This window comes from Streptomyces sodiiphilus (genome assembly GCF_039529215.1).
Taxonomy (GTDB): Bacteria; Actinomycetota; Actinomycetes; order Streptomycetales; family Streptomycetaceae; genus Streptomyces; species Streptomyces sodiiphilus.
In genome coordinates this window covers 91,593-103,785 of record NZ_BAAAMJ010000026.1, presented here as the reverse complement: position 1 = coordinate 103,785, position 12,193 = coordinate 91,593, and the positions used below count along the sequence as shown (strand labels likewise).

Below are 12,193 nucleotides of genomic sequence, written 5' to 3'. Positions count from 1 at the left end.
GATCGGGCCCATGTCCCCCCGCACCACGGCCAAGCGCGGCCGCTTCCGCCGGGCCGGGGAGAGCGCTGTCGGAATGCTGCTGCTCGCCCGGCTGGCCGCCATGGCACTGCTGGCCCTGCTCCTGGTGGCCGCCGGTGCCTGGGCCTCCTGGGACACCGCGCGGCACGCCCTGCGCGGCGACGGACTGGAACAGGGCACGCTGACCCTGCGCAGTTGCGACGCGGACGCGTGCACCGGCACGTTCCGGCCATCCGAGGACGCCGGCCGCGGCGACGCCCCGGTACGGCAGAACGTCACCCTGGAGCAGAGCATCGGCCGCGGCGAGGGCGACACCCTGCATGTGGCCCTGCGGCCGGGCACGGACGAGGCGGTGCGCACCGGCGTGGCGGGCGCGCTTCAGGCCTCACTCCCCCTGGCCGGCGCGCTGCTGCTCGCGGCCGTCGTCGTCGCCGGTGGCCTGCGGATGTTCCGCACCGCCTGGTCCCTCGCCGGGCTCGGCCTGGCCATGATCGGTACGACTTTTTTGCTCTGGTGAGTACAACCAAACCCGTTGTCGCCATTCTGTGACAGAGGACTTTCTCCCCACAGGGACCACACGCCCCCCAACCGGGGCATCACGGACTTGCCCAACCTGGCCGAAACATAAAGGCTGTGGCAGCCAACCCTGGCCCTTGAAGTCCCCCCGGATTTGGACGGCAATATGCGCAATCTGAAACTGTCGGGTGTGCTCGCGGCTTCCGCGGCGGCCCTGCTGGTGGGCGCCACCGCGGCTCCGGCCTTCGCGACCCCCGGTGAGGGCTGGTACTACGCGGGCTTCCACCACGAGGGCGACCTGCCACTGCTCGCCTCCGACTTCGAGAACCAGGAGGAGGTCTGCGCCGACATTCCCTCCGACATGGACGGGTGGCACTTCGTCACCCGCGGTGACGCCGGGTTCGTGAAGCTCACCGTGACCTTCGCCTCGGGTGACACGCAGACCCTCACCGAGTTCGGCCCGCCGAAGGACAAGCACGCCTATGTGGCCTCCGAGGCCGGCGACGAGCTGGTCGAGGTCAAGGGCAAGCTGAAGGGCGGCAAGAAGGAGCAGCCCTTCAACCTGTCCCACACCTGCCCGGCCGACGTGCCCGGCGAGGAGGAGCCCGGGGAGCCCAGTGAGGAGCCGGAGGAGCCGGGCGAGGAGCCCGAGGTTCCCGGTGAGGAGCCGGAGACCCCCGGCGAGGAGCCCACGGACGTGCCGACCGAGGAGGCCACCCCCGACGGTGACACCGACGAGGAGGTCGCCGGTGACGGCACCGAGCTGGCCGAGACCGGCTCCAGCGCACCGGTGATCGCCCTGTCGGCCGGCGCCGCCGCGCTGCTCGGCGCCGGTGGCTACCTGGTTCTGCGCCGCCGGAACGCCGCCCAGCACTGACGGCAGGCACCGCACAGCGCCACCGCCGGCCCCGCCCCCGGAATCCACCCGGGTGCGGGGCCGCCGCACGTCCGGCGCTACAGCTCGCCCACCCCGGTCAGGTCGATGTCGAGGTCGAACGGCACCCGCAGCTTCAGCCGCTCCCGGTGGATGCCGGTGGGCGTGTACCGGCGGGTGACCGGGTCCAGCTCGTGGACGTGCACCACGGGATGCCCCTCCCGCCCTCCCATCTCCACCAGCCAGAAGTGCGGGATGCCCGCCACCGCGTACTTCAGCGGCTTGGTGTCGCGGTCACGCGCCTCGGAGTCCGGCGAGACCACCTCCACCGCCAGGACCACGTCCCGCGCCTGGAACCGGGTCTGCCGGCGGTCGACGACCGCCGTCCTCCGCACGACCGAGACGTCCGGTTCGGGAGCGTTCCGCCGGTCGAGCTCGACGGTCATCTCCCGGCGCACCCGCAGATCGGCGGGGACGGCGCCGCGAAGCTCCGCGGTCAGCAGATCGATCACCACACTGTGGAAATCGCGCTGTGGCGCTCGGACAACCAGACTCCCGTCGATCAGCTCGGTGTGCGGCGGGAGGCCGGGCAGAGTCAGCAGACCGTCCACGGTACAGCCGTCAGTCGGCGGCACCGGCCGGCGGTGCTGCGGCTCGGCGGTCATGATGCCTCCCATGGCGCGATCATGCCTTCTGCCGTCACCGTAACCGTCCGACTGATGCGAGAACCCCCAAACGCGCGAAGCCCGGACACCTCGTTGACCGTGCGATGCGGCCCGGCGCCCGTGTACCCCGGCCGGCCTGCCGCGGCAACGGGCAGCAGAAGAGGCAACCCGCGCGTGTCCGGTGGTATTCCTCTGTGCGGGCTCCCTCCCCGCCCGGCTTCCGGGCTCCGGGCACAGGCGTGTGCCCTCTTGCTCCGGCAGTCGCCGGAGCAAGAGGGCACACGGGCTGCCGGGCCGCGAACCGGCAGGGGCCGCCCCGGGTGGTCAGGCCGGGACGGACGCGGTGGGGGCCTGCCTGCGGCGGGCCACCAGGTAGCCGGTCAGAAGCAGAGCCAGGGCGTAGGCGAGGTGGAGTGGATCGAAGGTCAGGGCCAGCAGGCCGAGCACCACGGCGGTCCCGGCCCCGAAGGCCCGGCGGGCACCGGTCCTGAGCCTGCCGTAGGCGGCGGCGGAGAAGAGGTACAGCAGGAAGAAGTTCTGCCCCGCCACCGTCAGCAGAACGGACAGGGACAGCGTGTCCGAGAGGGTGGCGAGCACCATGGCGCCGAACACCACCACGCAGGCGGCGACCGCGTGCCGCGGCGGGGTGCCCTGGGCCGTGCTCAGCCTGGCCAGGGGCCGCGGCAGCAGTCCCTCCCGGGCGCTGGACATCACCAGGCGGGAGGCCGCCCAGACCGCCCCGACAAGATTGGCCGCGATGATCAGCACCCCCAGCACGGACACGACCCAGGCCAGCCCGGGTGCGACGGCGGAGACCACCGCGTGGATGGGCGCGGAGGCCGCCTTCGGGTCGTCCTCGGACAGCTGGGTCTGGACGGCCCAGGCCAGCAGGACGTACAGGGTGGTGACGGTCAGGAAGCTGATGACCACGACCCGCGGGAAGTCCCGGCGCGGATTGGCGTACTCCTCGGTGGTGAAGGACAGCATCTCCCAGCCGGTGAACGCGAAGAACACCGCGCCGAGCGCCATGACACCGACCGTCAGCTCGCTCAGCTCGGCCGGCGGCAGGTGGCCGGCGGGGTCACCGCCGGAGAGTCCGAGCACCGCCGCGGCGGTCAGCCCGGCCGTCATGACCAGCGCCAGGGCGATCTGGATGCGCGAGGAGACCGATCCGCCGATGGCCACGGAGGTGCCGGCCAGCGCCAGCAGCGCCAGGGCCGCCGCCCAGGCCGGCACGGCGTGCAGGCCTGGGATCTGCTGGACGTAGAAGCCGCCAGTCAGAGCGATGGCGGGAATGCCGAGACCGAAGGTACCCAGCAGCAGCACCTCGACGCCGGCCGCCCAGGTGCGGCCGAAGCCGGCCTGGACGAAGCCGGCGACGCCCCCGGCACCGGGGAGGTCCGCGCCCAGCCGGGCGAACACGATGAGCAGCGGGACGGTGACGGCCGCCGCGACGAGCCAGGCGTAGAGTGCGGACGGACCCGCCTGGTGGTAGGCGATGCCGGGTGAGACCAGGGCGCCGCTGCCCACCACGATGGTGATGGCCAGCGCGAGGGCCCCGGGGAGGCGGAGGTGGCCCGCCATCCGGGCGGGCGGCCGGCCGGTGTCACCCGGCCGGCTCGCCGCGGGCCCCGGGGCCGGTGCGTCGTGCGAACTGGTCACGCTGCGGATTCCTGGGGGGTCGGGGTCGGGTGGGGGTGGTCCTGCTCGGCCAGGAAGGTGGTCTCCGCGGTGCGCCCGTCGCGGGGGCGGATCATGTAGACCGTGCCCTCCGGTCCGGCCAGTGAGCCGTGCACGGTGCCGGCCGGAAGAGTGATCCAGGTACCGGCCGCGCAGTCGCGCTCCTGGTAGGTGCCGTCGGCATCCCAGAACAGCCGGGCGCTGCCGCGCAGGACGAACAGTTCCTCGTCGAGGCTGTGGTGGTGCCAGTTGTGGATCTTGCCCGGCTGGTCGTTCTGCAGCTCGAAGCTGCCCTGGTGAGGCAGCAGTGCGGTGAGATCCGCGGGCAGCTCGGGTGTGCTCCGGTCGTCGAACCGAGGGCTCATCTGATGTTCTCCTGGCTGTTCGTGGCGTGGGACTCGTCGTGACGGACACGCAGGGGGCAGTGGGCGTCCCGGCCGAGGGGGGCGTTGTCGTCGTCCAGGAAGTACTGGGCCCACTCGCGGTTGCCGGGCTTGCCGAAGCTGCCGAGGAGCGGGCTGGCGGGGACGTCGTCGTACTCCGCGAGCCGGCCGCGGATGATGGTGCGGGCGTTGCGGCCCTGCTTGCTGTCCTCGGAGATGTCGTCGAAGACGAAGCGCGGCTGGAAGGTGATCGCGAGGCTGTCGAACCAGCGGCTGGCCCGCCGGCGGTGGGCGGGGGTGTTGGCCACGACGAACATCGGCATGCCGGCGAAGCTGAATTCCCACTCGGGGTGTTCGGTGTCCAGCGGGATGTCCGCGGGCCAGGGCTTCTTGTCGAGATCGTGCACGCCCTGCAGGAGGTCCCAGACCTGGGTGTGGAAGCTCTCCACGTCGCGGGTGGCGTCGTCCTCGGCCGGGGCGAAGAAGACCACCAGCGAGGTTCTTCGCCCGAGAGCCGGGGCGAGGGCGACGAAGTCACTGAGGGCCGCCGCCAGTTGCACGGAGACGTCGGGCTGCTGCTCCAGGAAGGCGAACCGGAGCGTCGCCTTGCGCAGGGCGTCCACCCCGAAGACGCAGGGGAAAGGGGTGTTCTCGTCGAACATGCGCTGCCGGAAGCGTTCAGCGGCCTCGGTCTGCCAGGCGACTGTTCCGGGTCGGCGCGGGTCGCGCACCAGCGGTGTGGTCAGTGGGTCAGGAGTGGTGCGGTCGGCAGAGCTCAACTGGTTCTCAGTCATGACTACCCCCGTCAGGTCGGCACCGTCGCAGCGTTCTGCTGCCGTTGGTCGCGGCGCCTACGGCTCGGAGATCTTGTCAGTGACACAGCGGTGACGAGGACCCACAGTCCGGCCAACTACCGTGCGGTTCCAGTCATTTGACAGCGGGTACAGCGGCCTGGAAGCCCGGACGCCGGAGTGCCGGGTCCGGTTTCCGGACGCGCCTCCCGCCGTGTTCGGGGGCGGGAGGCGCGTCCGGCCGGGGGTCAGCCGGTGTTGCGCAGACCGGCGGCGACGCCGTTGACGGTCAGCAGCAGGGCCCGGGACAGCAGCTGGTCGGGCTCCTCACCGCGTTCACGGGCCTTGCGCTGGCGGTCGAGCAGCGCGACCTGGAGGTAGGAGATCGGGTCCAGGTAGGCGTCCCTGATCCGCAGGGTCTGCCGCAGCGCGGGGCTGGCGTCCAGCAGCTTCTCCTCACCGGTGATCCGCAGCACTTCGGAGACCGTCAGCTCATGCTCGGCGCGGATGGTGTCGAAGATGTGGCGCAGGTCGGCCGGGACGAGGGTGTCCACGTAGTGCCGGGCGATCCGCAGGTCGGTCTTGGCCAGCGTCATCTCGACGTTGGACAGGAAGTTGCGGAAGAAGTGCCACTGCTCGAAGGCCTCGGCCAGCACGGTGTCCAGGCCGGACTCCCGGGCGGCCTTCAGCCCGGTGCCGACGCCGAACCAGCCCGGAACGATCTGCCGGGACTGGGTCCAGCCGAAGACCCAGGGGATCGCCCGCAGGCCGTCGAGACCCGCACCGCTGTCCGGACGGCGGGACGGGCGGGACCCCAGGTGCAGTTCGGCGAGCTGGTCCACCGGTGTGGAGGCGAAGAAGTACGCCGGCAGGTCGGGGTCGTCCACCAGCCTGCGGTAGGCGCCGTGCGCGGCCTCGGAGACGACGTCCATCGCGGCGTCCCAACGGGCCAGCGCGTCACCCGACTGGCGGGGCGCGGTGTGCAGGGCGGACGCCTGGAGGGTCGCGGCGACCGTCAGCTCCAGGTTCTCCCGGGCGAGTGAGGGCACGAGGTACTTGTCGGAGATGACCTCTCCCTGCTCGGTCACCTTGATCTCGCCGTCCAGGGTTCCCCAGGGCTGGGCGAGGATGGCGTCGTGGGTGGGACCGCCGCCCCGGCCGATGGTGCCGCCGCGGCCGTGGAAGAGCCGCAGCCGCACGCCGTGCCGGTGGGCGACGTCGCGCAGCCGGCGCTGGGCGCGGTGGATCTCCCACTGCGACGTGGTGATGCCGCCGAACTTGGAGGAGTCGCTGTAGCCGAGCATGACCTCCTGGAGGTCTCCGCGCAGCGACACCAGCCGCCGGTAGGAGGGGTCGGAGAGCATCTCGTCCAGCAGCTTGTCCGCGATCCGCAGCTCGTCGGTGGTCTCCAGCAGCGGGACGATGCCGATGCGGGCCCAGCCGGCGTGCAGGTCGATCAGCCCGGCCTCACGGGCGAGCACGGCCGCGGCGAACACGTCGTCGGCGCCCTGGCACATGGAGATGATGTAGGACTCGATCACCTCGGGGCCGAAGTTGTCCAGTGCCCGGCGGACAGTCTCGAACACTCCCAGGGTGCGGGCCCCGGCGTCGTCCAGCGGAGCGGGGGCGGGGGCCAGCGGGCGGCGCGAGCGCAGTTCCTTGGCCAGCAGCCGGCCGCGGTACTCGCGCGGCATATCGGCGTACCGCCAGGACTCCTCGCCGAGCCGGTCGAAGAGCTGGCCGAGCGCGTGGTGGTGGGCGTCGGCGTGTTCGCGCACGTCCATGGTGGCCAGCTGGAGGCCGAAGGCGGCGACGGTGCGCAGCAGCCGCTCGACGTGTCCGTCGGCGACCAGGCCGCCGCGGTGTTCGCGCAGCGAGTCCTGGATCAGCGTGAGGTCGGCCAGCAGCCCGGCGGTGCCGAGGTAGTCGCGACCGGGGACGTGCGGGGTGTCGGCGGCGAGGCGGGCGCGGGTGTTGAGCAGCTTCTGCCGGATGCAGGTGACCTTGAGCCGGTAGGGCTCCTCGGCGTTCAGGCGCTTGTAGCGCGGGGTGATCTCCGGCAGCGTGTCCAGGTCCGTCCGCAGGGACTCCAGCAGCTCCTCGGTGGCGCCGCAGTTGCGGATGGAGTTGGACAGCGCGTTGCGCAGCTCGTCGATGTGCTCCAGTGCGCGCTCGATGCCGTGCTCGTGCTGGAGCAGCAGCACCTCCCAGGTCACCTGGGGGGTGACGTTGGGGTTGCCGTCCCGGTCGCCACCGATCCAGGTGCCGAAGGTCAGCGGGCGGGTGCCGGGGGGCAGGGGAGCGCCGGCCCGCTGCAGCTCGGCGGCCAGGTCCTCCAGGACGTCCCCGACGGCGCCGCGGTGCAGCTCGTCGAGGTAGTAGACGGCGTTGCGGGCCTCGTCGGCGGGCTCGGGCCGCACCACGCGCAGTTCGTCGGTCTGCCAGATCAGGTCGATGTTCTCGGCGAGCCGCAGGTCGGTGCGGCGGCGCTCACCGCCGGGCTCGCTCTCGGGGCGGTCCAGCAGCTCGGCGATCTTGCGGAGCTTGGTGAGGACGGAGCGGCGGGCGGCCTCGGTGGGGTGGGCGGTGAAGACGGGCCTCACCCCCAGGTGGGCGACGGTCTGCCGCAGGTGGGCCGGGTCGGCGTCCTTGAGCATGTCGGCGGTGCGGGAGAGCCGGCTGCCCTCCTCGCCCCGCGTCGCGCGCATCTCCCGGCCGCGGTGCACCTGCTCGGTGACGTTCGCCAGGTGGAAGTAGGTGGAGAAGGCGCGCACCAGCTTGGCGGCCGTCTGCAGGTCGGTGCCGCCCAGCAGTTCGGCGGCGGCCTCGCCGTCGGTGCGGGTGAGCAGCCGGACCCGTTCGACGAGGTCCAGCAGCTCGGGGCCGTCCTGGCGGACGAGTGTCTCCCCGAGGAGGTCTCCCAGCCGGCGGATGTCGGCGCGCAGGGCGCTGCCGGCCTCGGGGTCGGCGGCGGCGCCGGGAAGGTCGCCCGCGCTTCTGTCCGGCTTGGTGTCGGCACTGCTCACAGTTGCGGCTCCTCGCAGCTGAATCGTCTGGCAGATCACGGACCGCGCTGTCCGACCGGGCCCATGGTAGACAGCCCGGGTCCCGGGCGGGGGTACCGTCCGGCGAGGACGGGTCTTCTTGCCCTATGTGCGCGCGCCTCCGCCTGCCATACTTACGATGCCGTAGGTTACGGTCCCGTAGGTGGCTGTGACCGCATTTCGTTCCCCGAGGAACCACGTTTATGACAACAAGCCTGCCCGCTCCGCGGGCCGAAGCCACCCCGACCACCGGCTCCCCGGCCGGTGCTCCGGAGCCCTCCGGGCCCGCCCGGGACCTGCCGTCCGCCACGCTGGGCGGCGACCGGCAGCGGTCCGTGGAGCAGATCGCCCTCCTGCTGTTCATCATCGTTCCCTTCGTCGCCCTGCTGGCCGCGGTGCCGCTGGCCTGGGGCTGGGGGGTGAGCTGGCTGGACCTCGGTCTGCTGGTGGTCTTCTACTTCCTTGGCTGCCACGGCATCACCGTCGGCTTCCACCGCTACTTCACGCACGGTTCCTTCAAGGCGAAGCGTCCCCTGCGGATCGCCCTGGCGATCGCCGGCTCGATGGCGGTCGAGGGGCCGGTGGTCCGCTGGGTCGCCGACCACCGCAAGCACCACAAGTTCTCCGACGCCGAGGGTGATCCGCACTCCCCGTGGCGCTACGGCGAGACCCTGCCCGCGCTGATGAAGGGGCTGTGGTGGGCGCACATGGGGTGGATGTTCGACAAGGAGCAGACCCCTCAGCACGTCTACGCCCCGGACCTGATCAAGGACCCGGCCATCCGGCGCATCTCCCGGCAGTTCATCCTGTGGACCGCCGTGTCGCTGCTGCTGCCGCCGCTGATCGGCGGCCTGGTGACCTGGTCGTGGCAAGGCGCGCTGACGGCACTGTTCTGGGGTTCGCTGGTGCGGGTGGGCCTGCTGCACCATGTGACCTGGTCGATCAACTCCATCTGCCACGCGGTGGGCAAGCGTCCCTTCAAGTCGAGGGACCGGTCCGGGAACGTGTGGTGGCTGGCCGTGCTGTCCTGCGGGGAGTCCTGGCACAACCTGCACCACGCCGACCCGACTTCCGCCCGGCACGGGGTGGACCGCGGGCAGGTGGACTCCAGCGCGCGGCTGATCCGCTGGTTCGAGCTGGCCGGCTGGGCCTCGGATGTGCGCTGGCCCAAGCGGTCGCGGCTGGACGCCAGGCGCCGGGTGGAGAACCCGGAGGAAAGTGCACCCGCACAGACGGCATGATGGGGCTTGTGGCCACCGAGGAGAGCAGCAAGGACAAGCCCGCCCGCTCCGGCCGGCGTGCCCGCCGGCGCATGACCGGGACGGAGCGTCGCGAGCAGTTGCTCGACATCGGTCGCACGCTTTTCGCCGAGCGCGGCTTCGAGGGCACGTCGGTCGAGGAGATCGCGGCGAAGGCCGGGGTCTCCAAACCGGTGGTCTACGAGCACTTCGGCGGCAAGGAGGGGCTCTACGCCGTCGTGGTGGACCGGGAGATGAGCCGGCTGCTGCAGATGGTGACGCAGTCCCTGACGGCCGGTCATCCCCGGGAGCTGCTGGAGCAGGCGGCGTTCGCACTGCTGGATTACATCGAGCAGCACACCGACGGTTTCCACATCCTGGTCCGGGACTCCCCGGTGACCCAGTCCACCGGCACCTTCGCCTCGCTCATCGGCGACATCGCCACCCGGGTGGAGGACATCCTGGGCCGGGAGTTCAAGAGCCGCGGCTACGACCCGAAGCTGGCCCCGATCTACGCCCAGGCGCTGGTCGGCATGGTCGCGCTGACCGGGCAGTGGTGGCTGAACGTGCGCAAGCCGAAGAAGCCCGAGGTGGCCGCGCACCTCGTCAACCTGGCCTGGCACGGTCTCCAGGGCCTGGAGCACCACCCCCGGCTGATCGGCCACCGCCGGGCGTAGGGCGCCGCTGCGCCGCCTCCCCGCCGTCCCTCAGCCGGCGGGGAGGCGTTCCAGGAACTCCGGGGAGGGGTCGGTCATCGAGCGGCTCCCTGATCTGCGAGGGATGAGGCGTGCGGTGGGACGGACGGCTTCCGGGCCACGGCGAAGACGCGGCGGAAGGGGAGGACCGTGCCGTGCGGGCCGGGCGGATAGGCGGTGCGCAGGGCGTCACGGTACTCGGCCAGGAAGGCGTCGCGAGCCCGCGGGTCGTCCGCGAGGGCGGTGAGGACCGGCCGCAGCGCGGTGCCCTTCGTCCAGTCCAGGACGGGGTCGGGCCCGGTGAGGACGTGCAGGTAGGTGGTCTCCCAGATGTCGGTGGCGCAGCCGAGGCCGGCCAGCACTGCCAGGTAGCCGGCCGGTGACAGGACCGGGTCGCCCCGCCGCAGCGTGCCGGAGAGCCGGGCGCGCCAGCGCGGGCTGTCGCACAGTTCCCGCAGCAGGAGGTGGCTGGGTGCGCCGAAGTTGCCGGGGACCTGGAAGGCGAGGACGCCGCCGGGTGCCAGCGCGGCCACCCAGTCGGGGAACCGCCCGGCGTGGCCGGGGACCCACTGCAGGGCGGCGTTGGAGATGATCAGGTCGTGCGGGGCACCGGGCCGCCAGGTGGCAAGGTCGGCGAAGGCGAAGTCCAGGGTGCCGCCGCCCGGCGTGGGCCCGGCGTGGGAGCGAGCCTCCGCCAGCATCTCGGGAGAGTTGTCGTAGCCGGTGATGCGGGCCCGCGGCCGGCGCTCGGCCAGCAGGGCGCTGGGGGTGCCGGGGCCGCAGCCCAGGTCGGCGACCCGGGCCCGGGCGGGCAGCGGGGGCACCCTGCTCAGCAGGTCGTGGAGCGGGCGGCTGCGGTGATCGCGGTGGCGCTGGTACTGGTGGGGGTCCCAGTTGGGCGCTTCACTCATGGTCACGATCGTGACACCGGCTTCATCTTGACGTCAAGAGACTTCACATCGACAGAACTACTACACTGGTCCGCATGGAGGACGAGGTCGACCGACTGGTCGCGGCGTGGCGGCGCGAGCGCCCCGATCTCGACGTGGAGCCCCTGGAGGTGCTCAGCCGGGTCAGCAGGCTGGCCCGGCATCTGGACCGGGCACGGCGCATGGCCTTCGCCGAGCTCGGGCTGGAGCCGTGGGAGTTCGACGTGCTCACCGCGCTGCGCCGGGCGGGCAGCCCCTACCAGCTGTCCCCCGGCCAGCTTCTGACCCAGACCCTGGTCACCTCCGGCACCATGACCAACCGGGTGGACAGGCTGGCCAAGAAAGAGCTGGTCGAGAGGCTGCCGGACCCCGGAGACCGGCGCGGCGTGCTGGTCCGGCTCACCGAGGCCGGCAAGGACCACGCCGACCGGGCGCTGGCCAACCTGCTGGCGCAGGAGCGGGCGATCCTGTCCGGGCTGTCCCCCGCTCAGCGCCACCGGCTGGCCGGCCTGCTGCGCGAGCTCACGGCCCCCTTCGACAACCTTCCGTCCTGAGCCCCCGGACGCGCTCGCGCGCCGGGCGGACGCGCCCCTCTCACTCCATCGGCGGTACACCGGCCCGGCGGGCCATGGCCACCGCGGCCAGCGTCGAGTGCACTCCCAGCTTGCTCAGCACGTTCTGCATGTGGGTGCGGACCGTGTGCGGGGACAGGTAGAGCCGCTCGGCCACCGCCTTGCGGCCCAGTCCGGCCAGCATGCAGCGCAGCACCTCCAGCTCGCGCGGCGTCAGTGACTCCATCAGCCGCTGGTGCTCGGTGCGGTGCCTCCTGGCCCGGCTCAGCTCCCGGAGCACCCCCGTCAGCAGCAGGGGCGGCACATGCGTCTCGCCCCGCAGTACTCCTCGCACCACCTGGAGCAGCCGCGACAGCGAACTGTCCTTGGCCACCCAGCCGTGGGCCCCGGCATCGAACGCCCGGGCGGCCAGGCGCGGGTCGTCCCGGGTGGCCAGCATCACCGCCCGCACCTCGGGGAAGCGGTCGTTCACCGCTGCCAGCAGCGGCTGCCGGCGGTCCGGCGGTCCGGCGCTCTCCGCGCCGTCACCGCCCCCCTCGTCCAGGCCGGGGTCCATGAGCAGGACGTCGAAGAGCACGCCGCCGGTGCCGCCGCGCTCCAGTTCGCGGACGGCGGCGGCCGCACTGACCACCGCCACCGCCTCCACGCCCTGCTCGGCGGTCAGCGCGGTGGCCAGCGACTCCGCGAAGACGCGGTGGCCGTCGGCCACCAGTACCCGGATGCGGTCCACAGCAAGACCCCCTGACCGGCGCCGGCCCCCACCGGCGCCCCCCTCAGCGTAGAGCGGG

12 protein-coding genes are annotated in these 12,193 nt (G+C 72.2%); 5 read left to right on the top strand and 7 right to left on the bottom strand.

Going from position 1 to position 12,193, the window contains the following annotated elements:
• Nucleotides 1–10 precede the first annotated feature (10 nt).
• Together ABD299_RS12560 and ABD299_RS12555 are read left to right on the top strand one after the other, a co-directional pair.
• Nucleotides 11–535 (top strand): hypothetical protein, encoded by a 525-nt coding sequence (locus ABD299_RS12560; RefSeq protein WP_344261578.1) that lies wholly within the window; start codon nt 11–13, stop codon nt 533–535.
• A gap of 165 nt (nt 536–700) precedes the next feature.
• Entirely contained in the window at nt 701–1,411 is a 711-nt protein-coding gene (locus tag ABD299_RS12555) for an LPXTG cell wall anchor domain-containing protein (RefSeq protein ID WP_344261575.1), read from the top strand.
• A 77-nt stretch (nt 1,412–1,488) separates the two neighbouring features.
• Here ABD299_RS12555 and ABD299_RS12550 read toward each other — a convergent pair whose 3' ends face one another.
• The 5 genes from ABD299_RS12550 to ppc all read right to left on the bottom strand — a co-directional run bounded on the left by ABD299_RS12550 (nt 1,489) and on the right by ppc (nt 7,953).
• Entirely contained in the window at nt 1,489–2,085 is a 597-nt protein-coding gene (locus ABD299_RS12550) for a Uma2 family endonuclease (protein ID WP_344261573.1), read from the bottom strand.
• Nucleotides 2,086–2,397: 312 nt separating this feature from the next.
• Entirely contained in the window at nt 2,398–3,735 is a 1,338-nt protein-coding gene (locus ABD299_RS12545; protein WP_344261571.1) for an APC family permease, read from the bottom strand.
• Nucleotides 3,732–4,118 carry a cupin domain-containing protein gene (locus ABD299_RS12540; protein ID WP_344261569.1) on the bottom strand — a complete coding sequence of 129 codons (387 nt, stop codon included), beginning with the start codon at nt 4,116–4,118 and terminating at the stop codon, nt 3,732–3,734. Before ABD299_RS12540 ends, ABD299_RS12545 begins: the two co-directional genes overlap by 4 nt.
• Nucleotides 4,115–4,930, bottom strand: coding sequence for a YqcI/YcgG family protein (locus ABD299_RS12535; RefSeq protein WP_344261567.1), 816 nt, complete (start codon nt 4,928–4,930; stop codon nt 4,115–4,117). Before ABD299_RS12535 ends, ABD299_RS12540 begins: the two co-directional genes overlap by 4 nt.
• 245 nt (nt 4,931–5,175) lie before the next feature.
• Nucleotides 5,176–7,953, bottom strand: coding sequence for a phosphoenolpyruvate carboxylase (gene ppc, locus ABD299_RS12530; RefSeq protein ID WP_344261565.1), 2,778 nt, complete (start codon nt 7,951–7,953; stop codon nt 5,176–5,178).
• A 221-nt stretch (nt 7,954–8,174) separates the two neighbouring features.
• On the opposite strand from ppc, the gene ABD299_RS12525 reads away from it, so the two are divergent.
• Together ABD299_RS12525 and ABD299_RS12520 are read left to right on the top strand one after the other, a co-directional pair.
• Nucleotides 8,175–9,212, top strand: coding sequence for an acyl-CoA desaturase (locus tag ABD299_RS12525; RefSeq protein ID WP_344261564.1), 1,038 nt, complete (start codon nt 8,175–8,177; stop codon nt 9,210–9,212).
• On the top strand, nt 9,212–9,886 hold the full coding sequence (locus ABD299_RS12520; RefSeq protein ID WP_344261563.1) for a TetR/AcrR family transcriptional regulator: 675 nt from the start codon (nt 9,212–9,214) through the stop codon (nt 9,884–9,886). The genes ABD299_RS12525 and ABD299_RS12520 overlap by 1 nt, the downstream gene beginning before the upstream one ends.
• 74 nt (nt 9,887–9,960) lie before the next feature.
• Here the strand turns inward: ABD299_RS12520 and ABD299_RS12515 are convergent, their stop codons facing one another.
• Nucleotides 9,961–10,815, bottom strand: a complete 855-nt coding sequence (locus ABD299_RS12515) for a trans-aconitate 2-methyltransferase (RefSeq protein WP_344261561.1) — start codon at nt 10,813–10,815, stop codon at nt 9,961–9,963.
• Between the two features lie 74 nt (nt 10,816–10,889).
• On the opposite strand from ABD299_RS12515, the gene ABD299_RS12510 reads away from it, so the two are divergent.
• Nucleotides 10,890–11,387 (top strand): MarR family winged helix-turn-helix transcriptional regulator, encoded by a 498-nt coding sequence (locus ABD299_RS12510; protein WP_344261559.1) that lies wholly within the window; start codon nt 10,890–10,892, stop codon nt 11,385–11,387.
• A 40-nt stretch (nt 11,388–11,427) separates the two neighbouring features.
• Here the strand turns inward: ABD299_RS12510 and ABD299_RS12505 are convergent, their stop codons facing one another.
• Nucleotides 11,428–12,135, bottom strand: coding sequence for a LuxR C-terminal-related transcriptional regulator (locus tag ABD299_RS12505; protein WP_344261557.1), 708 nt, complete (start codon nt 12,133–12,135; stop codon nt 11,428–11,430).
• Between the last annotated feature and the right edge of the window lie 58 nt (nt 12,136–12,193).

Excerpts from the sequence above, each read along its gene's own strand:
- ABD299_RS12560 (WP_344261578.1), top strand. The coding sequence starts at position 11 with ATGTCCCCCCGCACCACGGCCAAGCGCGGCCGCTTCCGCCGGGCCGGG.
- ABD299_RS12555 (WP_344261575.1), top strand. The coding sequence starts at position 701 with ATGCGCAATCTGAAACTGTCGGGTGTGCTCGCGGCTTCCGCGGCGGCC.
- ABD299_RS12550 (WP_344261573.1), bottom strand. The coding sequence starts at position 2,085 with ATGGGAGGCATCATGACCGCCGAGCCGCAGCACCGCCGGCCGGTGCCG.
- ABD299_RS12540 (WP_344261569.1), bottom strand. The coding sequence starts at position 4,118 with ATGAGCCCTCGGTTCGACGACCGGAGCACACCCGAGCTGCCCGCGGAT.
- ABD299_RS12535 (WP_344261567.1), bottom strand. The coding sequence starts at position 4,930 with ATGACTGAGAACCAGTTGAGCTCTGCCGACCGCACCACTCCTGACCCA.
- ABD299_RS12525 (WP_344261564.1), top strand. The coding sequence starts at position 8,175 with ATGACAACAAGCCTGCCCGCTCCGCGGGCCGAAGCCACCCCGACCACC.
- ABD299_RS12520 (WP_344261563.1), top strand. The coding sequence starts at position 9,212 with ATGGGGCTTGTGGCCACCGAGGAGAGCAGCAAGGACAAGCCCGCCCGC.
- ABD299_RS12515 (WP_344261561.1), bottom strand. The coding sequence starts at position 10,815 with ATGAGTGAAGCGCCCAACTGGGACCCCCACCAGTACCAGCGCCACCGC.
- ABD299_RS12510 (WP_344261559.1), top strand. The coding sequence starts at position 10,890 with ATGGAGGACGAGGTCGACCGACTGGTCGCGGCGTGGCGGCGCGAGCGC.